Source organism: Bacillus sp. LR--39 (genome assembly GCF_053613335.1).
Genome location: NZ_JBSIOT010001551.1, coordinates 1 through 525 on the forward strand (window position 1 = coordinate 1; position 525 = coordinate 525).

Genomic DNA, 525 nt, shown 5'->3' on the forward strand with positions numbered 1-525 from the left:
AAAAATTTGAACAAGCCGGCTATGAAAGCTCCACCCATGCGACGACATGCGCAGGAGACGCTACACACGCTGCCAAGGAAGCGGCATTGCGTGAGTTTGACCTGATCATTGCGGCAGGCGGAGACGGAACGATCAACGAGGTCGTCAACGGGCTTGCGCCTTTAGACAATCGTCCGACACTCGGTGTGATTCCTGTCGGCACAACGAACGACTTCGCCAGAGCGCTCGGAATCCCACGCGAGGATATTTTAAAAGCGGCAGATACGGTCATTAACGGCGTTGCCCGCCCGATTGATATCGGACAGGTCAACGGCCAGTATTTTATCAATATCGCCGGCGGAGGCCGTCTGACGGAGCTGACGTACGACGTGCCAAGCAAACTGAAAACAATGCTCGGCCAGCTTGCTTATTATTTAAAAGGAATGGAAATGCTGCCTTCACTTCGTCCGACAGAAGTCGAGATTGAATATGACGGCAAGCTGTTTCAAGGTGAAATCATGCTGTTTTTGGTCACGCTGACAAACT

Annotated in this window: 1 protein-coding gene; it reads left to right on the forward strand. The window is 52.0% G+C overall.

What is annotated here, in order from left to right; translation table 11 throughout:
* A partial coding sequence (locus ACWHAR_RS31740) for a YegS/Rv2252/BmrU family lipid kinase (RefSeq protein ID WP_452089010.1) occupies window positions 1-525 on the forward strand: 525 nt, incomplete at both ends.